This is a genomic window from Pseudoalteromonas arabiensis (genome assembly GCF_001550155.1).
In the GTDB taxonomy this organism is placed as follows: domain Bacteria; phylum Pseudomonadota; class Gammaproteobacteria; order Enterobacterales; family Alteromonadaceae; genus Pseudoalteromonas; species Pseudoalteromonas arabiensis.
On record NZ_LRUF01000008.1, the window covers coordinates 159,919 to 183,142 of the forward strand.

Consider the following 23,224-nt stretch of genomic DNA (forward strand, 5'->3'; position numbering starts at 1 on the left):
CAACTCCATTAAAAAAGTAAGTCGATTTCAATTCTGCGATTCAATGCTTTCTGATTTGAATCGGCATTACTCACCAAGGGCTCCGCAGAACCTCTTCCTTCTGGCCATAACCTACCCATTAAGCCTGTATTTTTGGCCATAGAGTTTGCAACTTGCGTTGCTCTTGCTAATGACAGGTGCCAATTTGAGGGGTACTGGTTGGTACTTATTGGACTGTCATCAGTGTGACCTGTTATTAAAATTTTACCTTTTGTGCCCTCAAGGCTCAGCGCAAGCTTTTCTAATATTGGTTGGAATGAAGGACGTAACGACGCTTCACCAACATTAAAGAGGCTTTCGTTATTAATGGTAATTCTAATTCGATCCGATTGACGCTCAATACTAACTACACCACGTTGTATTTCGGTGTGCATTAACTGTGTTAGTAGATCAAGCTGTGTATTTTTAGTGTCTTCGGTTTGTGAAGATGAAATAGGATGTACTAAATTTAAATTATCCGTAGTCGTTGCCACTTTTTCATTTAAACGCATATTAAAAAATAAATACACGGCCAATGTGAGTAGGGTTAAAACAGATACAACGACCCAAAGTGGGATCTGGTTTCTTAACTCCATACCGGCTGCAACACGGCTCTTCCAAGACGGTGTTAGGTATTTACTTTGAGGTCCATCTAGTTGATTTAAAATGTGATATACGCGATTTCGATAATCATCTATCTTACTATCGCCGCCAGTATCAACCCGATACTTACCTTTAAAGCCTAAATTTAGACAGTGGTACTGTAATTCTAAAAATTCTTTGTTTGCTTCAGGGTGTAGCAAGGCATCATCCAGCAGAGTGAAAAAGTATTCTCCGCCAAACGTCTCTTTATGGAATGTTGATAGTAAGCTTTCTTCCGCCCACTCCAGTGAGCTCCACTTAGCATTTAACGCAGCTTCATCCAATGCAGCACACAAACAATAGCGGGCATTATTTATCACTGACAAATCGATAGATTTGGCACGCAAAGTACTTTCAAAACGTTTAATCGACTCAATGGCTCGGTGCTTCAAGGCCGCTAAATTTTCAACTTCCGAAGATTGGTTGATGAAAATCACTAAAGAAAAGCAGTCATTAGCGGCTTCAAGTAAACCATTTTTGAATATTGAAATATTATTTAAAGGCGCACTTCCACTTTCAGATTGACTCAGTGATACGACTGTTTTATCTGAATGCGATTTTGAAGTATTTGCATCCTCCATGCCTCGACTCAAACGGCCTGGACGTGGTTTAATTATTGTTTCATCCATTGAAACTTCCCTCTGTTAGCTTCTAATAGCCCATAAAACCAAGTTAAGATCCGGATAGTTACCGGACAAGTGAATTGCAATCCCACCGCTTGATTTTAGCTTATTCCAGTGTTCACTTTGTTTGTTAAGCTCAAAGTAATGATAACCCGCATGATATGGAACCTGACGCGGTGCTGTTGGCAGACTGTTAATCGATATCCCTGGTATTTGGTTATTAACCAAGTCACGAATTGTCTCCACACTACCTATCTTAATTTGTGAAGGTAGTAATTTACGTAATTCTTCATGCGGCACGCTGGCTTTAACTGCAAGCACAAACTGAGACGAATCAAGAATACTTTTATCTTTTAAGGCACCAAAAGAAATACCAAACTTGCTTTGTTCAAGCTTAATTTCGGTTGCAGTTTGTTCAATAACTTGACTCAGAGATTGATACAAGAAGCTTACAACCTCTGAAAAGACGAACTGTAAATTTGCATGATCATACTTAGGTAAGACGGGCACACGCTTATTGGCTGCACTGAATGTTGCAAGTTCGCCAGCCATCTCAATTAAGCGCGTGTAAAATGCTCTTGGATGAACGTGAGAATGATTTAATAAGCTTTCAAAAACAGCGTCGTATTTGTTAAGTGTTTGAAGCATGATGAAGTCAGCCACAGACGCACTGCCAGCATACCCTTGACATAATCTTCCAGAGATACTTTCAGCGCGCTGTTTTATCAAACTGCCAATCTCTCTTACAAGACCAATTAACGGTTTACAATGAGTAATTTGCAAGCAGGGTGGAACGTATTTAGGGTCAAGCTTAATCGCCCCCTCGTTCGTTACTTCACTAATACGCGCAACGGGCAATGTTACGTAACCTGCTGTATCATCAGACATTAACATTAGTTTGCTATGAAGCTGTGCCACCTGAATAACTTCTTGCGCTTGAGAACCTAAGTTATCATCACTAATCGATAAATCGGCAATTCGATATCGCGTAACTAGCTCATCTTCTTCAGTCGCTAAATTTATACCACTGCTTTTCAACGCTGGAACAGCTAAACATACAATTTCATTGTAGGTATTTTTTGGTACAACAAGCGGAGCAGGCAACTGCTCATTACTTGGCATGTTAATTGGACACAAATCAGAGGTAACAGCCGTTAGACTGTCAATAGCAAACTGCCCTGTTACCAATAAACCGGTATCAATATCGATATCAACAACGCCCCACGAGTCAGCAACATTCGCTTCTATAATTTTCCTAATCGTGCTGAAGGTATGCTTGTCTGCTTGCTGGAAATGTTGGGGCCTTAAAAACATGCCCTCAGTCCATGCGACCCGCGTGTAATCACTCATTTTAATTCCTTTTAATCATCTCATGTAAGTCGCTAGCGACTCTACATTCACATCGATATCGTCGTAACCTGTTGGATCTACTTCAATAACTGAACGCCAGCGTGCTTTTTCAATATCTCTATACGCCAACACAACGCCAATGAATCGCGTGTTCCTATTTAAGCTCATTTTATACTCAAGCTTAGACCCTGGCTGTAACTCTAACTCATCTTTCTTTAGGAGATCTGGTCCTAAAATTTCTTCTGGTGTATCGTAAAGACTGAAAAAGTCTTGCGTATCAAAAATAGTTCGCGAACTAAGTTCAAACACTTTTAAAACTACAGGAGAAGGACGTCCTGAAATATCAGGGTTAACGTCAGCGGCAACATTAATATTTAGATCAGTTGACGGTGGCACAAATTTATTAACCGTTGAGCAGCCAACTAAAAAAACTAATAGAGCTCCAGCAAAAGTAAGTTTGGACTTTAACATGCTTTTATTCCCTTATATCACGCTTTACTGTGATTATTGTACGCTCGCAAAAATTCTTCAGATAATGCTAATACACCTTTTGTTTCAACATCTTCAATAATTTCAGCGTGTAATTTTTGATATATATCCCAACTCGATGAGTCAGAATAAGTTGGTAAGTAATTTAAAATACTCTCTTTGTTACGCACTTGCTGCTTGATGCCATCAGGAGATAATTGCTCTAATGCACCAGAAAGCGCGCCGGTGGCACCTGCTAACAGCCCTTTTTCATGGGCTTTGGTGTCGATAAAACTCTCTTGAACCGCTTTATTTGCCTGTAAGTAGCTTGAACTTTTACGAATAAATAAGTTTTGAATAGCATCATCAAGCGTGGCAGAGAACTTCAAAGGGTTATTTTGTTCAACCTGAAATGTCGTGTGGTTCAACTTGAGTTGATTTTTTAGTAAAGAACGTTGGCGAATTAAATCCATAGAGCCGACTAAAAAATGTCTCAAGCTCTCGCCCATTTGTGCCCAAACACGTTCATCGTTTAATTCATTCGCAAGTTCATCATTCACTCCCAAGCCTTCTAAAAAAGCAGCAACTAAAGGCGAATCACCATTGCCAGTAACCGGTTTAGGTGCTTTAGCAGGTTGAGTAGTACTATGCTGAGCTGGCTTTTGTTGAACTTGCACAGGCGGTTCAGCAACAGGTGGACTAGCCAAATGTTGGCTACTTTCACTTACTACTTCGTTACTTGAACCCATAAACGCTATTTCATCCCAGTCTTCAGGGATTGGTTGGCTTAATGAGCTACTGTTAACTGGCTCTGAAATAGGTGCTTGCGGTTGCTGGAAAGAAGGCGCTATCATCGCTTCGTCCATGCCACCAGCAAATTCATTGCTTAGCGAAGAATTCGCCATGTCATTATTCTGGTTATAGTTCTCTACTGACGGACTGGGCTGACTAAAAGCAGCAGCTGATTGATGTGAGCTTTGCTTTTGAAGCTGATTAGACAACTTAGCTTCAATTTGAAAATCACCAATGGATAGTACATCACCATCCGATAGCAAATGTTTATTTTCCTTACCCAGCGGTGAAACAGAATAGTTAATAAATAAACCATTCGTAGAGTAATCATAAACGTAGAAGCCATCTGCTTCTTTGACAACTTTACCGTGTTGACCAGAGATGACCTTTTCAGGGTCAGGTAAATGCCAATCACATTGATCAGAGCGGCCAAAAGTTAATTCCTGTTCTACTGTTTTTGTAGCCTCAATCTCAGGTGAAAGTCTATGATAGCTGGTAACATTTAAAACCACTTCCATTTGATTGTTAGTCCCATAAATCTAAACATTCTAATAGAATAAAATACTTCGTTAACCAAAGTCAACGCTGTCTAATATACAAAAAACCAATTTAATTATTTCATAAAACTAAACAATAGGCGTTCTATCTAATAAAAACAACTCAAAAATAGTTAAACAACATAGTTCCTTGTTTATTTATACTAGCTGAATGATTGCTTATTATTTTGTTTTTTGTAAAATACACACCAATCAAACAGGAATGTTGATTTCAAAAAAGGAATTTAAATGACGACCGATAACGATAAAACACGCATTGCTTCAATTGAAACTAAAGGCAAAAGCCACAATTCAAATAAACTTCATCTTATTGGTAAGAAGTTAGCCCAGCGATACCTAATTGAAGAGTTAATAGGCGAAGGCGGTATGGGCCACATATATCGTGCCCGCGACATTCACCTAGAAACAAGCACCCATCAAGATAACTTTGTAGCAATTAAAGTTTTACATGAGGAGCTGTGTGATTCTGAGGAAGCCATTTCGCTTCTAAAAGATGAAACAGTCAAAACTCGTTCTTTATCTCATCCAAATATTGTAAAAGTATTCTCTGCATCTTCAGATGAATCGCATCACTTTGTTGTTATGGAGTGGGTTGAAGGTGAAACATTAGAACAGCTTATAAAAAGAAATAAACCTAATGGCCTCACTCAAAAGCGTGCCAAACCTATTCTAAAACAGCTTATTGATGCATTGTCATACGCACATGCAAAAGGGATCATTCACAATGATCTTAAACCGTCTAACGTCATGTTTGATTCTCAAGGCAATCTAAAAATTTTAGATTTTGGTATTGCAAAAACACATAGCCATGAAGATCTATATGCAGCACCTAGCCTAAATGATGACAAACCAACCAGTACTGGTTATACCCCGACCTATGCAAGTCCTGCACAGCTAAATGGTAAAGAAGCTACCAAGAAAGACGATATTTTCTCTTTGGGCTGTATTGCGTACGAACTTTTAACCAGCAAACATCCTTATAACAGAAAAGCCGCTAACACGGTTAGCAAAGACACCACGGTTAAAAAACCAAGCAACTGCTCAGTCTTTCTCTGGTCAAAATTAAAAAGATGCTTACAGCTTGATGAAGCTAAAAGAGCTGAAGCTTTAACTGAACTTAATAATGAGCTAACTAACAGCAGAGTTCCTTTACTTGCGCATGTTGCATGTTATTTCATTATTATTGCGGGTAGCTTTTTCTACATCAACTCGGTTCAAGAGCAGCAAACAACATTGGATGCTAATTTCAAGAACTCAGTTGCTAAAGTTGAACAGCTAGAAGCATGGATGACTTGGGGCGGCGATGAGTTGCCTCAACGATTAGATGAAATACCTCCACAATATAATGTTTTAAAAGAAGGTCTTTTAAAAGTTCATCAAAACAAAATAGTTGGTAGGTTTGAGCAACGAGTCGACAACTTAGCTCGCACGTCACTTAATACAAAAGACTATGACAAAGCGATAGACATTTATAATGAGGCACGGGTGTATTACCCAGATTCACAATTATTAGCTAGCAAGCTTGATAGCCTACTAACAGAAAGACAGTCTATTATCTCAGATTTAAGCTACCGCTTAGATGTGCTGCTTGCCCAAGCTAGATATGATGAAGGTGGCGAAAACAGTATTGAAAACTTGATGAAGCAGCTTTCAATTATTGACCAAAGTTACCAGTATAAGCCAAGCGAAGAGTACGAGAATGTTTATAAATTAGCGGTAATGGATGCGATTGAAAACGATGACTTCGCAATGCAAAAAACACTGTTAAATGTTGGTGAGCTCGCATTTAAAAATGCTGACAATCTTCAACCTCTGCTGATTGCACTTAGGAAGAAAGAGTCAGCAATGACTGCACTTATTAGCTACAACAATAAAGTAAGCAACGGTCAATCAGCAAGTTACCCTTCTGAAGATGCGCTTATTTTTTATCATGAAAAACTAGAAGGCTTCAAAACTCGTTTAGCTGAAATAGAAGACTATAAAGAGCTAATGGAGTTCGATGAAGCATTTTCTAAACAAGCTGAGATTTTCCCAGATACATTTGAGCCTATTTTATTAATTAAAGATGAAATTGCGAGCAAGTATATTTCTATGGCAAGTCAACTAATGAAGCGCAAAATGTATAGAACCGCGGAAAAATTAGTCGAACGAAGTGAAGTAATAAGAAAAAGTTTAGAAAATACAATTTAGCGCTATTTATAAATTAGCCAAACGTCAAGGAAGACTCAATTTGCACATCTCACGTGCTGGTTTTCCTTGTTGTTACATTTAATTTTAGTCTATGCAGTCAACGTCAATACAACAGAATATGGAGTAGTTATGAAAAAGTTAAGTACGTTATGTGTCATGTTATTTTTAACAGGTTGTTCGACAACCTCTACCGAAGTTGCTCCTAAACCCGAGCCTGTAGTAGAGCCAGCGGCGACAGCCGTTGTAGCAGAAGAGACAGCAACCTCTTTAACTGTTATCACAACACCTGACGATGCGCGTGTGCGTATTATGAATATTAAGCCTGTTTACCAAGACGGTATTGAGCTTGATGAAGGTAAATACGATATTGAGGTAAGCAAACCTGGCTTCTTAACTTATCGTAAATGGGTCGAAGTAAATAAAAAGACTGTATTAACTGTTGAGCTTGATAGCGTCCCAGCAACTGAATCAGCACAATAACGTATCGTTACTTTTTAACAACCACAAAGGAAAGCTTAGCTTTCCTTTTTTATGCTCCACTACATATATTGCAAATAATACAACAATGATAAAGCACATCCATTTGCAATAATTGTAAGCCAAAGCACAAAGATAAAACGGCGCTTTTTAGATTTATGCCTTAACCATTGCTGAGCAAGTAATGAGCCTGGCCAACCGCCGAAAACACCTAAAATATGCAAGGTACGTTCAGGGACTCTAATCACATTCTCACCATGTTCAGCTGCTAAACGTTTATCCCAGCCATACACCAAAAAGGTTATCAGACTTACTACCGAGTAAATACCAGCAATCAAGTAAGATAGATTTAGCTGCCAAGATGCAACCCATAAAAATAGTAAAAAACAAACAGCAAAAAATGTTAGAGCTTTCTTAATCAAAGAATTATCACCTATACTAGACAAAATTATAACTAAACGAGGCATTATTATGGCACATCTAAAATCGCTTTTACTATCAATGTGCTTGTGTACTTTTTCGGTATTGTCGGCAGAGCCGCAGCTATCAGAACATTTGCAAGTTTTTAAACCTTATTTAGGCACATGGCAAGCTGACTTTGATGTTGCACAAGGTAAGCCAGCTGTTCAGGATGTAAGTACCTGGCAACGCGCACTCAACGGCATGGCAATAAAAACCATTCATTCAATAAATGAAGGTGAATATGGCGGCGAGTCGATGATTTTTTGGGATAATAACAAGCAGTCTCTGGTATTTTATTATTTCACGACCGCAGGGTTTTACACAAAAGGAACGATGAACGTCCTCAGTCCTACTCAATTTGTTGCTTACGAGAATGTGACTGGCAGTCAAGAAGGTATCACGAAAGTAAAATCGACCAGTGAGTATAAAGATAACAGCTTTATTGTTTCAACGTCATACTTAAAAAAAGGGCAATGGACAAAACCTGAAAAGCGTATCTATACCCGAAGTAATAAAGAGGTGAAGTTTAAATAATCACTCAGTTTGAGCACGGTCTAAGCGAGTAAACCTAAACCGTGCTCAGTAAACGCTATTTTGCAAACTTTTTAAAAGGTTCATCAATCTCAGTGTTAGCAAGATGATTAGTATAGTTACTCATCACTTTTTGCGATAAGCCTAATACAATTTCTAATAACTGCTGATTCGAATAACCCGCATCAAAAAAAGCGTCTAGTTGCTGTTTATCAATAACCCCTCGATTCCGCGTCATCGCTAATGTAGTACCACGAAGGATCTCGAGCTTAGCACTCGCTAAAGGGGTTTTATTAACAAGCGCATCCACAATTGCTTGATCAACTTTCATACTTGCCGCTATTGCACTATGTGCTGGCACACAATAGTGACAAGCATGTTCTACATTAATCGTCTGCCATACAACCGTTAGTTCCTCAGCCGTGAATGATGTTTTTTGGAATAGCTCATGCAACACTTGATATCCCTCAAGTAATGTTGGTGCTTCAGCCATTACAGCATGCAAGTTAGGGATCATCCCAAACGCAGACACTGAATTATCTAGAAGTGATTTTGCCGCTTCTGGAGCCGTATCTTTAGTATGTAACGTAAAGTTTGACATGTGTTCTCCTTAGTCTTTTTTAAGTGATGGATGCATAGCCTAGTTGTTTTTGAGCACTCGCTCAAGTTAAAATTGAACAAGTGCTCAAATTGGTGTTAAAAATGGTAAATAAAGTTAAGTTCGACCGAGAAAAGGTAATAAAAAAGGCGGGGATTCTATTTTGGCAAAAAGGCTTTTCGGCCACCTCAACGCGGGATTTACAAACCACTGTTGATATGCGCCCTGGGAGTATTTATGCCGCCTTTGGCTCAAAAGAAGGTCTATATAGTGAAGCGCTTAAAAACTACGCTGAACAACTTAAGACATTACTCGCCACACACTTATCAAGTAGTGCTAGCATACTTGAAGGGTTGCACTCTTTTGTTCAAGCTGTATTGGAAGATTCAGAACCCGGTTGTGAAATATGTATGTTAATTAAAGCGAATGCTGAATTTGACTACTCACAGCCACTACTGAAAAACTTAACGAATGATCTATTGCAACAGTTTGAATGTTACCTAACAGATATTTTTGACACTGCACAAAAACAAAATGAACTAGCAACTAACCATGCTCCGCTAGAATATGCGCGCTTGTTTCAAATCCAATTTACAGGTCTAAGAAGCTACATGCATAGGTCCCAATCAAACACTATAAGCAATGAATTAGTGAACATGATGTTTAAATTAATTAAAGATTTTTAACTAAGCAAGTTAGGGCAAGACACTCAGCTTGCCCTTAAAAATTAATGTCTAAAGTCAGCCATTAACGCTGGAATACCAGGTAGCATACCCACAATAGCCATCACACCAGTTAAAATAACGAACATCACCAGTGGAATAATCCAACGGCTCATTGGGGTTAACTCAGAGCTACGTTCTTTACAGCCAATCAAACCCAAGTTATCTAATAACATAGTCAGTGACCAACCAAACGCAGGATTCACCAAAGCAGAAGAAAACACCACAATAGCTGCCGACTGAGTGGTTTTGCCTTCTCGCGTCATTTCCATACCAGCTTCAAGTAATGGAATAAATACCCCGACAATCAGTGCCACACATAATACCGGTTGCCAAATGGCTAAATCCATTGGGTAGCCCCAAATACCTGCAATGATACAAAATAAAGCCGTCAAAATCGCACCGGCTGGTATCGGTCGCTTCGCGATGGCTGCTGGCACAATGTAAGTTCCCCATGACGAGGTAAAGTTTGAACCACCTAACAACGAACCAAAGGTCTGACGAATTGAGGCGCTAAACATTGTATCATCTATGTTCATTTGAACCTTTTCAGTGCGCTCAGGGTAACTGATTTTTTGAAACACTTGATGCCCCAAAAAGTCAGGTGACCACATCGCAACCGCAAGCACCGCGAATGGCAATACCACTACAAAGCTCTCAAGTGTCGGTAAGCCAAGCATCCAGCCGGTGTTTTCACCCCACCAATACATCGGGTTCATATTAGGCAATCCAGGAGCTGTTTTAAACTCAAACGGCGCGCCCAGTAAAAAGGCGATTAAACCACCCAACAAACAACTTAACGGTACGGCTAACCAACGCTTTTTGTAATGCTCAAGCAGTGCATACAAAACAATAGTCGATAAGATCACAATAAAGGCAATGTGAGTCATATCGATGCCCTCAGCCCATGCAAACAGCTTTTTAACCTGTGAAATTGTACCGATAAAGCCAAGGTAAAGCAGTAATCCCCCACACACACCACGGCTTGTTAAGCCCGCCAGTAAACTGCCTCCTTTACTGAGTGCGAGCAATAAACCAAATGCCCCGATCAGTAATCCAAACGCCATAGGATGACCACCCGCAGCAACCACTATAGGTATTAAAGGGATCAGCGGCCCATGCGTACCAGCCAAGTTTGCTGTAGGTAAAAAGAATCCTGAAAACAATAAGATAAATATAGAAACAATTAATAGCTCATAACGAACGTTTTCTAAAATAAATGCTTCGCCAAGGCCAAGCGGGGCTGCAAATGTGGCAGCAATTGCACCCACCATCACCACTTTACCAATCGTGCCTGCCATCGCGGGGATTGAATCTTCTAACTCAAAACGATAATCCCGAAAGGGTAAGTTTGGTCGCCAACGCTTAGGTTGCATGATTTGCAGTTCATTCTCGAGGTATTCATCGCGGCTTGAAAATTCGCTGCTAGGTTTGTGGAGTGCTTTATAGCTTTGCTGGTCGAGCTCAGCAGGCGCAGTTGATGCTTGATGCTGCGTCTTATTCATGACTTCTCCTACTACTTAATCTTGAAAATTGTGTGAGTCTTTATTCTGCATTTAGGGTAAAGCAGCGAGGTACAAAACACGATTAAGCAAAAGGTAGGGTATGAATTTGTAAAAAAGGCAGTTTTAAAATATAGAACATTAAGAAAGAAAAGTTAAACTCATGAAATCAAAAAACTTTTTAATATCTAGTTTATAAAAAGGCAGGCAAACAATAAGTAAATGCTTACTTTTTAAGCATATTAACTATTAGTCTAATAAATTGTATGAATAGCAAACAGATAGATAACAGTCGAGAAATGGGGTGCAAGATACGAACATCTAGCAGCGATTTCACATCGCGTTTGTCCCATATTTCACTCATTGCATCTTGTTACTGTTCACTTATGACGCGGTATAAAACCGCTGCTACATGCAGGCGTAAGACAAGTTTCACGCCTGCATTTAATACCTAATTTAACACCTATTTGGTTTTCAACTTATTCAATTCATCATCTTGCTGTGCAACGAGTGCATTAAGCGTTTGACTACCATCTCCAGCTTGTGTTGATAGCTCGGCTAATTGCGATGCGGCATCTGAAATTAAGGTAAGATTACGATTTATCTCTTCCGTAACTGAGCTTTGCTCTTCTGCTGCCGTTGCTATATGGGTAATTTGTTGTGTAATTTCATCAACTTTTACCACAACTTCATGCAGCGCATCAAAAGCGACCGAGGTTTCATCCACCGCTGTTTGAGCTCTCACAACCCCTTGCTCAATAACTTTAGAGGCATTGCCCACTTCAAGCTGCAAGCTGTCGATAAGACCACTGATATCATCCGTTGAAGCGCGTGTTTTAGACGCAAGCGCCCTTACCTCATCGGCAACCACAGCAAAACCACGGCCTTGCTCCCCTGCCCTTGCCGCTTCAATTGCTGCATTAAGCGCAAGCAAGTTAGTTTGCTCTGCAATTGTTCTGATCACGTCTAGAATTTGTGTAATATCGTTACTTCGCGCCGCTACTTTCTCGACGGCTTGATTAGCTTCTTTTATCTCGCTCGACATTGTTTTAACTTGTGTAACCGCAGACGATAAGCTTGACTCACTGCTGACCACTAACCCGTTAATTTCATCAGCTTGTTGAGCTGACTGCTCTGAAGCTCTCGCTACTTCCAGTGCAGTCGCACTCATCTCATTCATTGCAGTTACTACGCTCTCAATTTCTTGGAACTGAGCTTGAACATTGTGTTTGGTATCAACGGCAACACTGGTGGCAAGCTCTGCCTGTTGCTTTGTTTGAGTTGATACGTTTTTTAGCTCGCTAATCAGTGTTCGTAGTTTGGCAAGAAACGCATTAAAACCTGTAGCCAAAGCAATAAGCTCTTCGTGGGTCTCAACATGCAAAGTCTGCGTTAAGTCACCTTCAGCACTGGCAAGATTATCGACCCGTTGCTGAATTTGTTGCAATGGTGCAACAATCGTTCGTATTACCAGCAGCATAATCAAAAATGCGGCACCAGCAATGATTAGTCCTGTAACCAGTATTAAACCGCCTAACGTATTTGCATTTTCACTCATCGTATTCGCAAGAGCTTGCGGACCTTCAAGGGCAAGTTCTGCCGGCACCTCTATTAATAAATTCCACTGTGTGTTTGCAAGCTTAATGGTGATTGGATAATTAACTAAATACTCTGCGCCCACCTTAAAAATACCACTTTGCTTTTTTAACTTATTGTAGTTTTCAAGCATATTTTTTGGCACCGCTTCTTTAAGAGGTCTGCCAAGTTTATCTTTGTAATGACTACTGCCAACGACTAAATCAAGCGAGCTTAATAAAGTAACCCGGGCTTTGCCGTTATAAAGCTCTTTTGACAACTTTTCTGTCATTTTTTGGAAAACAGGAAGGGTTAAATCAACACCTGCAACGCCTATAAACTTTTCACCTCTAAGAATTGGAACTGTTAAAGAGGTCATCATTTCTGAATACCCAGGCGAAATTTCATAAAGATACGGCTCCATAATGCAAGGGACTTTCGTGTCTTTCACACACAGGTACCATTCAGCTTCTCGTTGACCAAATTCATTGAGTGTGTCTACGTATTTTTCTTTAACATCTTCAACAACTTGCTGTTCAATAGTACCATCACGATTACGGGTAAAATAAATTTCAAGCGTCCCCGCCCCTGCAACTGAGTGATCATAACCGCTGATAAAATTTGCATCGCGGTTATCAAACCCATTGCGCTCAAATTGAGTATAAATAGACGACAGTAAGGTGTTTTTTTCAAGCAATGAGCGGTTTAACTCCACAACAGCTTCACGCGTTAGAGTACTCGCGGCTTTTTCATCACCCAACATCGCAGCATAAGAGTATGGCACACGATACGCTTCATTAATAAACCCAGCAACTTGCTCACCATAGGCTGCTGCATTAGAGGCAAGTTTATCTTCAACCTCAGCAACAATCAGCTTTTCAGATTGCGCAGATAGCTGTTGGTTACTGCTTGATAACTGCCACCATAAAACACTCGATAGAACAAACACAGTAATAAAAATACTGCCAACGGTAAGCCATAATAATTTCTTTGCTAATGCTAACTGCCGCATTGATTTTTCCCATTTTTATTGTTGGTTTGCTAATAGTTTAGACCATTTGCATGACAACAGAGAGACGAATAGAAAAAAAGTGTGAATTTAAGGCTCATAACCCCATCTAAACGAATTAACTGTAACTGCTTTGCTATGTTGGCTGCCAACACTCCTTATAACAATTAATCAGCTGTATTTAGATGGTTATTTAACTTTTTCAAATTACGTTCTATCTTTATCCAGAAATCTTTTTAAATAAGCTCATAATAATAAACACCTACAGGTGACAATAATGCAGCAACACACATTTGATTTTGATCAAATTATCATAGGCTCTGGATTTGGCGGTTCTGTCAGTGCGCTACGTCTAAACGAGAAAGGTAACCGAGTTTTAGTACTCGAAAAAGGCCTGCGCCGCGAAGATAAAGCGTTTCCAAAGACCAACCTAGATATAAAAAACTATATGTGGCAGCCTGAAATTGGTCTAAGAGGCTGCATTCAACTTTCACTTACCAGCAAAGTGACTGTGCTGCATGGCGTAGGTGTCGGCGGTGGCTCACAAATTTATGCTAATGTGCACCTTATTCCTGATGATGAGGTCTTTCAATCTCCAGCGTGGACGCGGATAAAGCCAGACTGGAAAGAAAGCCTAATGCCCTACTATGGTCTTGCACAGCGAATGTTAGGCAGCGCCAAAAATACCTACACTAATGTTGCGGATGACACGCTTAAAGATATTGCTGAGCAGATGGGTCAAGGTGACTCATTCAAAACCGTGAACACTGGGGTGCTTTTTGCAAAACCTGGCGAAGCCTATAACAAAGAGCTACCAGACCCTTACTTTAATGGCGATGGTCCAAGGCGAAATACCTGTCATTACTGTGGTAGCTGTATGACAGGTTGTCGCCATAATGCCAAAAATACCCTCATGAAAAACTATCTTTACTTTGCCGAGCGCAATGGCGTAGAGATAAGAGCTAGCTCTGAAGTAATAAAAATCACCCCGCTCAATGCAGATGGCAGCGCCGGATACAAAATTAAGATTAAAGATACCAGCCATCGCAATAGCCATATTTATACGCTAACAACACGAGGCGTTGTGCTAAGTGCTGGGGTGATGGGCACTGTTCCTTTGCTTTTAAAAATGCGCGATAAAGATAAAACACTACCCAACATTTCGCCATGGCTTGGTCAGCAAATTCGCACTAATTCTGAAACACTTACCACAGTGAACAACACCACTAAAAAAGTTGATGACGGTGTTGCGATCAGCTCATTTATTTCGGCCGATAAAGACACCAACATCGAAATTTGTCGGTTTCGAGAAGGTGCTGATGGCACGTGGCTTTATTTACCTTACGTTCCCATGGTGACAGGAAAAGGCCTCAAGCGTATTGCTAAGTTTTTAGTTAATACACTTCGCCATCCAATAAAAACGGCCAAAGTATTACGCTCAAAAGGCAAAGCCCGCAGCTCAATTGTATTTTTAGTGATGCAAAAATCAGAGGCGTTTATTCACCTTGAATGGCGACGTAAATGGTATCGCTTATTTAAAAACGGCATTACTGCCGTGCAAAAAGAAAATGACACGCCGCTTAGCGTTAGCTTTCCAAAAGCAGAAGAAGCAACCAAACTTTACGCCGAAAAACTCGGTGGTGTACCAGGTTCAGCCTTAACTGAAGTGCTCTTTGGTGTCCCGATGACGGCGCATATAATGAGTGGCGTCGCCATGGGTACTGATGCTTCTAACGGCGTCGTTGATAGCTCTGGTGAAGTCTTTGGGTATCAAAACCTACGTGTTATCGACGGCTCAATCATACCAGGTAATTTAGGGGTAAACCCATCATTAACCATTACCGCATTGTCTGAGTACGCGATGAGCCAAATACCCGTATTCGATGAAACAAGAGCAAGTAAGATTAAGCCAATAGAATTTAGTAAACCACGTGAAGGCCTAGTATCAGCACTTACTGGTTCAGGTGATTTAGCAAAATCGATTGCTGAAAAACAAAAAAACCGTGCATAAAGCACGGCCTATTTTGATAAATAGCAATTAGATCACTGAGAGTTCTACAGCAATGTTACCACGCGTTGCGTTTGAGTATGGGCATACTTCGTGCGCTTTATTAACAAGTGTAAGAGCGGTGTCTTTATCAAGATCACCCACTGATACCGCAAGCTTAACAGCAATACCAAAACCACCTTCGATAGGACCAATTGATACTTCAGAGTTAATGTGAGTATCTGCTGGTAATTTAATTTTTGCTTGGCCAGCCACTAATTTTAATGCGCCGATGAAACAAGCTGCGTAACCCGCTGCAAATAACTGCTCAGGGTTAGTACCTTGACCATCATCACCACCTAGCCCTTTTGGTGTTGATAGTGCCACATCTAAACGACCATCATCTGATTTTGCTGTGCCTTCACGGCCACCTGTTGCTGTTGCTTTTGCTGTGTATGCGACGCTTTGTAGTTCTTTCATGATTACTCTCCTAATTGAGTGAAAATATATTTTGCATGCAAAATATATTAGAACAGCTTTTCCGGGATTGCAAATACTTTGTATGCAAATTAAAATACTCGTATTGAATTTTGAGGATCGAGTATGAAATACCCACAACTAAAATTAGATAACCAGCTATGCCACCGCTTATATATGGCATCGAATGGGATTGCCCGTGCGTATCGAGATTCTCTTAATCAATTAGATTTAACCTACCCGCAATACGTAGTGATGATGGCGCTGTGGGAAAAAGATCAGATCAGCATTGCTGAATTACTTGAAAAAACTGCCATTGATGGCGGTGCGATGACGCAAATTTTGAAAAAAATGAGCGATAAAGCATTGTTATCGATCACCAAAGATAGCCAAGATAAACGCAAACGACTCGTGCAGCTCGAAGCCAAAGGCAAGGCGATGCAAGATCAAGCTGCCGATATACCGTCGCAAATTCGTTGTCGCTTCCCAAGCGTGAGCGAACCACAAGCGTTGCAACTGATTGAGTTACTCGATTTAGTAAATAGTGACCTTAATTAACAAAAATTATTTGAAAGTGAATTTGGATTACACCGCTTTTTAATAAAACTAGATGCGCTATAGTGTTCAAAACTCATCAATACGGACACCATATGAAAGCATTTGGATACACTACAGCAACCCCAACGTTATCAGACTCTTCATTACAAGCGATTGAATTACCTGATCCTGTTGCCACAGGTCACGACATTCTTGTAGCCGTAGAAGCAATTTCAGTAAACCCTGTTGATACTAAAATTCGCGCTAACGTATCACCAGATTGTGGCTACAAGGTTATTGGCTGGGATGCCGTGGGGACGGTTAAAGCTGTTGGCGACAAAGTTTCGTTATTTAATGTCGATGACCGTGTGTTTTATGCTGGCGACTTAACGCGCCAAGGCAGCAATGCTGAACTGCAACTTGTTGATGAGCGCATTGTCGGTCTTGCACCAACAAGCCTTAGTAATAGTGAAGCAGCCGCCCTGCCATTAACCAGTATTACAGCGTGGGAGTTACTGTTTGACCGCTTACAGATTGAAAAGTCTAAGAATAATAAGCCAGCTTCAGTATTAGTGATAGGTGCCGCAGGTGGCGTGGGCTCAATTTTAGTGCAACTTGCCAAACAGCTTACCAATTTAACCGTTGTTGGTACCGCCGCACGAGAAGAAAGCGCCAACTGGCTTAAAGATTTAGGCGTTGATCATGTGCTTGATCATAGCAAAAACCTTAATCAGCAACGCCTTGCAGCCGACCTGAATGAATTTGATTACGTAGTGAGCTTAACGCACACCGACCAACACCTTGATAGCATTATGGAAGTGATCAAGCCACAAGGTAAATTGGCACTTATAGACGACCCTGCAAGCTTTGATATTTTAAAGTTAAAGCGTAAAAGTATTTCCCTGCATTGGGAGTTTATGTATACCCGCTCAATGTACCAAACCGATGATATGATTGCCCAACATCAGCTTTTATCAGAACTTGCTACCCTTGTTGATAACGGCACTATCAAAACAACATTGGGTGAGCATTTAGGTAAGATAAACGTAGCAAACCTTATTAAAGCCCATGGGATATTAGAGTCTCACAAGGCTCGTGGAAAGCTTGTATTAGAAGGGTTTGAGTAACAAGCATGTAGGTGGCGCAAGCATCTAGCGGCGATTTCACATCGCGTTTTGCCCTCGTTTCTTCCCTACCGCACCCAGGACGACCTCTAGGCGTCACGCTTGCTTGGCGCGCGAAACAAGTTTCACGCCTTCGTCCAGGGGTTTTACCTTTGTGTGGTAGTTAATAATTCATGACTAAAGTCATTCCTAGGAGGCGCGAGTATGTAGCAGCGATTTCACATCGCGTTTTATTCTCATTCATTAACGATAACAGGATAGGTCTTTCATACACGCATCATTAAAGTGCACAGAATAAAACTTATTTCCCTATTTTAGTGCTTGGAAAAGTTACTTATAACAATAAAAATCACAACATATTGATTTAAAACAAATTTAAATCATAAAACAGTTTGGCACAGATCTTCCAATAGTGAGTATGAACAGGCACTAACAAGGAGACTAACGTGACTCACTTCTTTCACACTCTTTATCTACTTTGGCGATTAGACATCAGCACATGGCATATTCATGAGGCTCACGATCCGCATAATGTTGCTGATTTGGAGCGTCGCTATGTTAAATAATGATCCGACTTTTATCGAAGCATTACAAAAGGTTTCTGTACATCAACTTACAATCACCGAGGCAGCAGAACAATACGACATCCCTAAAAGAGCTATTTACAAAGCAGTAAGGCAGCAACAGACCAAGCTAAACAAGCAAAAGGCATATTTAATTGCCACTCAGAAGCGTCTTAAGCAAAACCTACGTAATGTAGAAATGGAGTTAGCTAGCTTCAGCTAAATAACTTCTGTATGGTTAAAATACACGCACAACAATGACGGATTAAGTATGCACGCAGTAGAAGTAAACTTTGATGGCTTAGTGGGGCCTACCCATAATTACGCGGGATTATCGTATGGCAATGTTGCTTCGCTAAGTCACGCCTCTTCGCATTCAAACCCAAAAGAGGCAGTGCTACAAGGCCTTGAAAAAATGAAGGCGATGCACGAATTAGGGCTAGAACAAGGTATTTTTGCACCTCATGCTCGCCCCGACATTAACGTGCTAAAACGCTTAGGTTTTACAGGCACTGATAGCCAAATTATTGAAAAAGCATTTAAAGCCGACCCAGTTTTGCTACGCGCTTGCTACAGTGCATCGGCCATGTGGACAGCCAATGCTGGCACTATCTCGCCTTCAGTCGATACCCTTGATGGCAAAGTGCATTTTACGGCTGCAAACTTAAATAATAAGTTTCATCGTTCGTTAGAGCCAGTAACAACATCCGCGTTGTTAAAAGCCATGTTTAACGATGAGCGTTACTTTAGCCATCACACACACTTGCCTGATCAGGGCTTTTTTGGTGATGAAGGTGCTGCAAACCATAATCGATTATGCGACAGCCATGCAGATACAGGGCTTGAGATTTTTGTGTATGGGGCCAGTAGCTTTAATAGCGCCCTACCAAAACCCGTTAAATTTCCTGCAAGACAGTCACTTGAAGCATCACAAGCCATTGCCCGCTTACATCAACTAAAGCCTGAAAATCAGTTATTTATTCAACAAAACCCTGATGTAATAGACCAAGGCGTGTTTCATAACGACGTGATTGCAGTAGCCAATGGCAATGTAATTTTATGCCATGAACAAGCCTTTTTGAATCAGGCTGAAACGCTAAAACAAATTAAACACGCCTACCTTGGTAACAAGCCGCTGCATATTATTGAAGTGCCGACCAATAAAGTAAGCATTACAGATGCCGTAGGTAGCTATTTATTTAATAGCCAATTAATTACCTTAAGTGATAACAGCATGATGCTGGTTGCACCTAAAGAGTGTGAGCGCAATCAAGCCGTTCACGATTACATTCAAGAAATGATTGTGGCAAATAACCCAGTTCAACAAGTGCGCTTTTTTGACTTACGCCAAAGTATGCAAAATGGCGGTGGCCCTGCTTGTTTGCGCCTACGTGTTGCGCTCAATACTGATGAATTGGCAGCAGTCAATCCAGGAGTAAGATTCAGTGAAGAAAAATATAACCAATTAGTAAGTTGGGCAAATAAGCATTACCGTGACTCTTTAAGTAGTGACGACTTTGCCGATCCATTGCTTTTAACCGAAAGCTATCAGGCACTTGATGAGCTAACCAGCTTACTTAACTTAGGCTCTGTTTATCCATTCCAACAAGAATAAATAATGAAAATTAAAGCAGTACATTCTATTAAAGGTGTGTCTAAATCACTTAACGCATTGCTGATTGATAGCGTCGCCAATGGCGCATCAATTGGCTTTATAGCCCCGTTATCATTACAGTCGGCACATGACTATTGGCAAGCAGTCGATGCCGATTTAGCCACTCCCTATCGTCGTTTATACCTTGCTTTCGATGGTGAAGATGTAATTGGCTCTGTGCAACTTTCTTTATGCGCTAAGGCGAATGGCAGCCATCGAGGTGAGGTTGAAAAGCTGATGGTACATAGTGATTACCAAGGCAAAGGAATTGCAAAAAAACTTATGAATAGCCTTGAAACAGATGCACAGGTGTTAGGTCTAGCTTTGCTTGTTCTAGACACACGACTTGGCGATACTGCATCACATCTATATCGAAAACTAAGCTACATAGAAGCAGGCACAATTCCTGGGTTTGCTAAAAGTTCAACAGGGGAGTTTGATGCGACTGTGTATTTTTACAAACAGGTCGTTTAATTTAGCCAATTCAGGTGAATATAGCCATAAAGTCGACTTATAAAATTTTATAAACCCACTACACTAGTAGTAAGAATTATATAAGGAGAAATTAATGGCGCTATCAATTCAGCAAAGGGTACTGCTTCTTGCCCTTCTTCCACCTTTACTCATTGCGATTATGCTCACTATTTATAACTATGTGCAGTCAAAAAATAGTGGTGCTCAAACAGTGGAAAGCTTTGCTTCACAAATGAAAAATGATCGCAAAGCAGAAGTGAGTAATTACCAAAAAATTGCCATGAGCTCTATCTCTCACTTAGTAGCGCAGGATAACGGTACAAATACTCAACAATTACAAGCTCAGGCTAAAGATATTCTTAGAAACTTACGCTTTGATGACGCAGGCGATACTGGGTATGTGTTTGTGTATGATCTGCAAGGTGTCAGTGTTGCCCATGGTGTAAACGCATCATTAGAAGGCAAAAACTTATATGACTTTAAAGATCCCAATGGGGTTTATTTAATTCGAGAGCTCATTTCATCAGCCAAAGAAGGAGGTGGCTTTGTCGAGTATGCATGGAAAAATACCCAAGGTGTTGTTAGTCCTAAACTTGGCTACGCCGCACTCATCCCAAAATGGAACTGGGTGCTAGGTACCGGATTTTGGATAAGCGGCCTTGAGCAACAAGTTGCCAGCACAGAAACAAGAGTTAATGACGCGATTGATAATGCATTTGTAAATACCATTATCGCCTCTATTCTTGCTGTTGCTGTAACAGCCGCAATTGCCGTTGTAGTATCTCGCAGTATCACAAGTCCGTTACATACAACTGTACTTGCCATGAATGATATATCTCAGGGTGATGGTGACCTCACTCGACGACTCATGGAAAAAAGAACTGATGAGCTTGGCCAGCTTGGGAGTTCATTCAATCGCTTTGCCGATGATGTTGGCAAAATGGTCATCGATATCCGCCAATCATCACAATCAATGAATCACGCCTCACTCAAGCTCAATGAGCTACTTGCTAATATGCATACAGGTATTAATCGTCAACATGAAGAAAGTGAGCAAGTTGCAACCGCTATAAACGAAATGTCAGCGGCGTCAATGGAAGTTGCACGGAGCGCACAAGAAGCATCGACCGCGGCTGAACATGCCGACCATCTGGTAAAACAAGCTAATAATCAGCTTCTTATTGCCATAAAAGTGATCAACGGACTTGCTAAACAAGTCGACGAAGGGGCGAATGCGGTTGACCAGCTCAATCAACAATCAAGTCAAATAGGCAGTGTGCTTGATGTAATCAGAAATATTGCTGAGCAAACAAATCTATTAGCACTCAATGCAGCAATTGAATCAGCACGCGCAGGCGAAGCTGGTCGTGGCTTTGCAGTAGTAGCTGATGAAGTTCGTACGCTCGCAAAACGCACCCAAGACAGTACCCATGAAATTGAAAGCATGATTGAACAAGTTCAGCAAGGTACAACAACGGTTACAAGTATAATGCAGGCAATTAAGAGTGGTAGCGCAACCAGTGTTTCTGAAGCAAGTGAAGTAGAAAAAGCTTTAAATGAAGTGTTGCACTCAGTTAACACGATTACATCACAAAATGCACAGATAGCCACCGCAGCTGAAGAGCAAACATCGGTCTCTGAAGCGATAAACCAAAACATGACAACTATTGTTGAAATTGCAAATAAGACGGCCAGTGATACTGATGTAGCAACCTCTTATATGCACGAGCTTACTGATACAGCTACGCAATTGGAGCAGAACGTTAGCCGTTATAAGGCTTAGGTTAGGTCGCACTTTTCAGCTAAAAAGTTATTTTTCTGAAGTTCAAGTTGCATTAAGTTTAATTCATTACACTTAATGCAACATTTAGAACACAAAAAGGGATCAATCATGAACTTCAAAACAACTTTATTAAGCAGCGCCATTTTATTTGCACTTGTAGGTTGTGGCTCAGATAGCGACGATAACGACACGCCAGATCCAACACCACAAACAGCTCAGTTCACACTAGGTGTATCGGATGCGCCTGTAACAGGTTTAAAAGCGGTTAACGTTGTCTTTGATTCAATCACACTGAGAAGCCAAGGCGGTGAAGAGTTTACATTTGAGACTCGTGAAGACAGTGATGACACACTACCAGAGATGGTTAACTTACTCGATTACACTGGCGATGATGTTTTCTCACTACTTGATGATGAAGAAGTACCCGCTGGCGACTATCAATGGATCCGTGCTGATGTAATCAATGGTGACAGCAATAACCTAACGATGACTTCACATGTTGTATATGAAGATGACAGCATCGCGCCACTGGTTGTAAAACGCAAAGGCAACGATGGTGTAGGCGAAATCCAGCTAGATGGTTTTACACTTAACCAAGCTGGTAACGATTTTGTAATGGAATTTGATCTTAAAAAGTCATTGGTTGATCCACAAAATAGTGACGAGATTTTCTTAAAACCTCGTGGTGTACGTCTAGAAAACCTTGCTGAATCTGAAGATATTGAAGGTACAGTAAGCGACGTATTAATCGCTAACTGCGAAACAGATAACATCGATATCGCTCTTGAAGATGGCTCGTTTGGCCATGCTGTTTACCTATACAGCAGTGACGTAGAAGTTCCAATGGATAACTACGAAGTCAATGAAGATGAGACCCCTGCTGATGCCCCGCTTGCAACAGCTGATGTGGTATTCGATAGTGATGACAATCAATTTGAGTTTGAGCTTGCATTCGTACAACCTGGTGATTATCAATTAGCATACACATGTGCAGCACATATTGATGATGCAGAAGCGCAAGACGAGGCTTTCACTCTTTATCAGGTTAAACCTGTAACAGTCACTTCTGGCGACGACTTAGAGGTTTCATTCACTGTATCTGAATAATA

The 23,224-nt window shown here is 40.7% G+C and carries 21 protein-coding genes; 12 read left to right on the top strand and 9 right to left on the bottom strand.

Annotated features, from left to right (window positions below; translation table 11 throughout):
- Positions 1-8: 8 nt before the first annotated feature.
- The 4 genes from tssL to tagH are packed head-to-tail and all read right to left on the bottom strand — an operon-like array spanning position 9 to position 4,411.
- The gene (tssL, locus tag PAARA_RS03365; RefSeq protein WP_062567663.1) at positions 9-1,289 is read right to left on the bottom strand and encodes a type VI secretion system protein TssL, long form; all 1,281 of its coding nucleotides are present in this window, start codon (positions 1,287-1,289) and stop codon (positions 9-11) included.
- A gap of 15 nt (positions 1,290-1,304) precedes the next feature.
- On the bottom strand, positions 1,305-2,633 hold the full coding sequence (gene tssK / locus PAARA_RS03370) for a type VI secretion system baseplate subunit TssK (RefSeq protein WP_062567664.1): 1,329 nt from the start codon (positions 2,631-2,633) through the stop codon (positions 1,305-1,307).
- A gap of 15 nt (positions 2,634-2,648) precedes the next feature.
- A complete protein-coding gene (gene tssJ, locus PAARA_RS03375) occupies positions 2,649-3,104 on the bottom strand; it encodes a type VI secretion system lipoprotein TssJ (protein WP_062567665.1) in 456 nt (151 codons plus the stop codon).
- A gap of 17 nt (positions 3,105-3,121) precedes the next feature.
- A complete protein-coding gene (gene tagH / locus PAARA_RS03380) occupies positions 3,122-4,411 on the bottom strand; it encodes a type VI secretion system-associated FHA domain protein TagH (protein WP_062567666.1) in 1,290 nt (429 codons plus the stop codon).
- 267 nt (positions 4,412-4,678) lie between these two features.
- Between tagH and PAARA_RS03385 the strand changes: the two genes are divergently transcribed.
- Together PAARA_RS03385 and PAARA_RS03390 are read left to right on the top strand one after the other, a co-directional pair.
- Complete coding sequence (locus PAARA_RS03385) at positions 4,679-6,640, top strand: serine/threonine-protein kinase (RefSeq protein ID WP_062567667.1); 1,962 nt, start codon at positions 4,679-4,681, stop codon at positions 6,638-6,640.
- Positions 6,641-6,769: 129 nt separating this feature from the next.
- On the top strand, positions 6,770-7,120 hold the full coding sequence (locus tag PAARA_RS03390; protein WP_062567668.1) for a PEGA domain-containing protein: 351 nt from the start codon (positions 6,770-6,772) through the stop codon (positions 7,118-7,120).
- A gap of 59 nt (positions 7,121-7,179) precedes the next feature.
- Here the strand turns inward: PAARA_RS03390 and PAARA_RS03395 are convergent, their stop codons facing one another.
- Positions 7,180-7,539 (bottom strand): DUF1294 domain-containing protein, encoded by a 360-nt coding sequence (locus tag PAARA_RS03395; protein ID WP_062568152.1) that lies wholly within the window; start codon positions 7,537-7,539, stop codon positions 7,180-7,182.
- Positions 7,540-7,588: 49 nt separating this feature from the next.
- On the opposite strand from PAARA_RS03395, the gene PAARA_RS03400 reads away from it, so the two are divergent.
- Positions 7,589-8,113, top strand: a complete 525-nt coding sequence (locus PAARA_RS03400; protein WP_062567669.1) for a hypothetical protein — start codon at positions 7,589-7,591, stop codon at positions 8,111-8,113.
- Between the two features lie 55 nt (positions 8,114-8,168).
- On the opposite strand, the gene PAARA_RS03405 is transcribed toward PAARA_RS03400, so the two are convergent.
- Positions 8,169-8,711, bottom strand: coding sequence for a carboxymuconolactone decarboxylase family protein (locus PAARA_RS03405; protein WP_062567670.1), 543 nt, complete (start codon positions 8,709-8,711; stop codon positions 8,169-8,171).
- Positions 8,712-8,812: 101 nt separating this feature from the next.
- On the opposite strand from PAARA_RS03405, the gene PAARA_RS03410 reads away from it, so the two are divergent.
- Positions 8,813-9,394, top strand: a complete 582-nt coding sequence (locus PAARA_RS03410; RefSeq protein WP_062567671.1) for a TetR/AcrR family transcriptional regulator — start codon at positions 8,813-8,815, stop codon at positions 9,392-9,394.
- A 41-nt stretch (positions 9,395-9,435) separates the two neighbouring features.
- On the opposite strand, the gene PAARA_RS03415 is transcribed toward PAARA_RS03410, so the two are convergent.
- Positions 9,436-10,935, bottom strand: coding sequence for a DUF3360 family protein (locus tag PAARA_RS03415; protein ID WP_062567672.1), 1,500 nt, complete (start codon positions 10,933-10,935; stop codon positions 9,436-9,438).
- Between the two features lie 460 nt (positions 10,936-11,395).
- On the bottom strand, positions 11,396-13,519 hold the full coding sequence (locus tag PAARA_RS03420; RefSeq protein WP_062567673.1) for a methyl-accepting chemotaxis protein: 2,124 nt from the start codon (positions 13,517-13,519) through the stop codon (positions 11,396-11,398).
- A gap of 274 nt (positions 13,520-13,793) precedes the next feature.
- Here PAARA_RS03420 and PAARA_RS03425 point away from each other — a divergent pair, with 274 nt between their 5' ends.
- Positions 13,794-15,527, top strand: coding sequence for a GMC family oxidoreductase (locus PAARA_RS03425; protein WP_062567674.1), 1,734 nt, complete (start codon positions 13,794-13,796; stop codon positions 15,525-15,527).
- Positions 15,528-15,554: 27 nt separating this feature from the next.
- Here PAARA_RS03425 and PAARA_RS03430 read toward each other — a convergent pair whose 3' ends face one another.
- Positions 15,555-15,983 carry an organic hydroperoxide resistance protein gene (locus tag PAARA_RS03430; RefSeq protein ID WP_062567675.1) on the bottom strand — a complete coding sequence of 143 codons (429 nt, stop codon included), beginning with the start codon at positions 15,981-15,983 and terminating at the stop codon, positions 15,555-15,557.
- Between the two features lie 123 nt (positions 15,984-16,106).
- Here PAARA_RS03430 and PAARA_RS03435 point away from each other — a divergent pair, with 123 nt between their 5' ends.
- From PAARA_RS03435 to PAARA_RS03465, 7 genes are all read left to right on the top strand, one after another.
- Positions 16,107-16,538, top strand: a complete 432-nt coding sequence (locus tag PAARA_RS03435) for a MarR family winged helix-turn-helix transcriptional regulator (RefSeq protein WP_062567676.1) — start codon at positions 16,107-16,109, stop codon at positions 16,536-16,538.
- 92 nt (positions 16,539-16,630) lie between these two features.
- Positions 16,631-17,644, top strand: coding sequence for a zinc-binding alcohol dehydrogenase family protein (locus PAARA_RS03440; protein ID WP_062567677.1), 1,014 nt, complete (start codon positions 16,631-16,633; stop codon positions 17,642-17,644).
- A gap of 552 nt (positions 17,645-18,196) precedes the next feature.
- Complete coding sequence (locus tag PAARA_RS03445) at positions 18,197-18,427, top strand: helix-turn-helix domain-containing protein (RefSeq protein WP_062567678.1); 231 nt, start codon at positions 18,197-18,199, stop codon at positions 18,425-18,427.
- Positions 18,428-18,475: 48 nt separating this feature from the next.
- A complete protein-coding gene (gene astB, locus PAARA_RS03450) occupies positions 18,476-19,819 on the top strand; it encodes an N-succinylarginine dihydrolase (protein ID WP_062567679.1) in 1,344 nt (447 codons plus the stop codon).
- A gap of 3 nt (positions 19,820-19,822) precedes the next feature.
- Positions 19,823-20,332, top strand: a complete 510-nt coding sequence (locus tag PAARA_RS03455; RefSeq protein WP_062567680.1) for a GNAT family N-acetyltransferase — start codon at positions 19,823-19,825, stop codon at positions 20,330-20,332.
- A gap of 94 nt (positions 20,333-20,426) precedes the next feature.
- Positions 20,427-22,115 (top strand): methyl-accepting chemotaxis protein, encoded by a 1,689-nt coding sequence (locus PAARA_RS03460; protein WP_062567681.1) that lies wholly within the window; start codon positions 20,427-20,429, stop codon positions 22,113-22,115.
- Positions 22,116-22,223: 108 nt separating this feature from the next.
- Positions 22,224-23,222, top strand: coding sequence for a DUF4382 domain-containing protein (locus PAARA_RS03465; protein WP_062567682.1), 999 nt, complete (start codon positions 22,224-22,226; stop codon positions 23,220-23,222).
- The last annotated feature ends 2 nt before the right edge of the window (positions 23,223-23,224 follow it).

Excerpts from the sequence above, each read along its gene's own strand:
- PAARA_RS03445 (WP_062567678.1), top strand. The coding sequence starts at position 18,197 with ATGTTAAATAATGATCCGACTTTTATCGAAGCATTACAAAAGGTTTCT.
- PAARA_RS03465 (WP_062567682.1), top strand. The coding sequence starts at position 22,224 with ATGAACTTCAAAACAACTTTATTAAGCAGCGCCATTTTATTTGCACTT.
- tagH (WP_062567666.1), bottom strand. The coding sequence starts at position 4,411 with ATGGAAGTGGTTTTAAATGTTACCAGCTATCATAGACTTTCACCTGAG.
- PAARA_RS03430 (WP_062567675.1), bottom strand. The coding sequence starts at position 15,983 with ATGAAAGAACTACAAAGCGTCGCATACACAGCAAAAGCAACAGCAACA.
- PAARA_RS03405 (WP_062567670.1), bottom strand. The coding sequence starts at position 8,711 with ATGTCAAACTTTACGTTACATACTAAAGATACGGCTCCAGAAGCGGCA.
- PAARA_RS03385 (WP_062567667.1), top strand. The coding sequence starts at position 4,679 with ATGACGACCGATAACGATAAAACACGCATTGCTTCAATTGAAACTAAA.
- PAARA_RS03400 (WP_062567669.1), top strand. The coding sequence starts at position 7,589 with ATGGCACATCTAAAATCGCTTTTACTATCAATGTGCTTGTGTACTTTT.
- PAARA_RS03390 (WP_062567668.1), top strand. The coding sequence starts at position 6,770 with ATGAAAAAGTTAAGTACGTTATGTGTCATGTTATTTTTAACAGGTTGT.
- PAARA_RS03435 (WP_062567676.1), top strand. The coding sequence starts at position 16,107 with ATGAAATACCCACAACTAAAATTAGATAACCAGCTATGCCACCGCTTA.
- astB (WP_062567679.1), top strand. The coding sequence starts at position 18,476 with ATGCACGCAGTAGAAGTAAACTTTGATGGCTTAGTGGGGCCTACCCAT.
- tssL (WP_062567663.1), bottom strand. The coding sequence starts at position 1,289 with ATGGATGAAACAATAATTAAACCACGTCCAGGCCGTTTGAGTCGAGGC.
- PAARA_RS03455 (WP_062567680.1), top strand. The coding sequence starts at position 19,823 with ATGAAAATTAAAGCAGTACATTCTATTAAAGGTGTGTCTAAATCACTT.
- PAARA_RS03425 (WP_062567674.1), top strand. The coding sequence starts at position 13,794 with ATGCAGCAACACACATTTGATTTTGATCAAATTATCATAGGCTCTGGA.
- PAARA_RS03440 (WP_062567677.1), top strand. The coding sequence starts at position 16,631 with ATGAAAGCATTTGGATACACTACAGCAACCCCAACGTTATCAGACTCT.
- PAARA_RS03410 (WP_062567671.1), top strand. The coding sequence starts at position 8,813 with ATGGTAAATAAAGTTAAGTTCGACCGAGAAAAGGTAATAAAAAAGGCG.
- PAARA_RS03415 (WP_062567672.1), bottom strand. The coding sequence starts at position 10,935 with ATGAATAAGACGCAGCATCAAGCATCAACTGCGCCTGCTGAGCTCGAC.
- tssJ (WP_062567665.1), bottom strand. The coding sequence starts at position 3,104 with ATGTTAAAGTCCAAACTTACTTTTGCTGGAGCTCTATTAGTTTTTTTA.
- tssK (WP_062567664.1), bottom strand. The coding sequence starts at position 2,633 with ATGAGTGATTACACGCGGGTCGCATGGACTGAGGGCATGTTTTTAAGG.
- PAARA_RS03420 (WP_062567673.1), bottom strand. The coding sequence starts at position 13,519 with ATGCGGCAGTTAGCATTAGCAAAGAAATTATTATGGCTTACCGTTGGC.
- PAARA_RS03460 (WP_062567681.1), top strand. The coding sequence starts at position 20,427 with ATGGCGCTATCAATTCAGCAAAGGGTACTGCTTCTTGCCCTTCTTCCA.